This is a genomic window from Sulfitobacter sp. CW3, assembly GCF_019392245.1.
In the GTDB taxonomy this organism is placed as follows: domain Bacteria; phylum Pseudomonadota; class Alphaproteobacteria; order Rhodobacterales; family Rhodobacteraceae; genus Sulfitobacter.
Map to the genome: position 1 here is coordinate 1 of NZ_JAHXRL010000173.1, position 276 is coordinate 276.

1 protein-coding gene is annotated in these 276 nt (G+C 64.5%); it reads left to right on the forward strand.

All coding sequences use genetic code 11. The features are described from left to right. A partial coding sequence (locus KZZ06_RS20660; RefSeq protein ID WP_306664534.1) for a POTRA domain-containing protein occupies positions 1 to 276 on the forward strand: 276 nt, incomplete at both ends.

Consider the following 276-nt stretch of genomic DNA (forward strand, 5'->3'; position numbering starts at 1 on the left):
TACGATCCCGACCGCATCACCAACGACCTCGACCAGGTCCGCCGCTACTACCTGAAGAACGGCTACGCCGACTTCCAAGTGGTCAGCGCCGACGCGCGCTACGTCGAGGGCGACAAGTCCGGCTACGTCATCACCATCACGGTGAACGAGGGCGAGCAGTACAAGGTCGGCGCCGTCCAGGTGGATTCGCGCCTGCCGGGCCTCGACACCACGAAGCTCGACAGCGACATCGCCACCTCGGTGGGCGACATCTACAACGCCGACGACGTCGAGAAG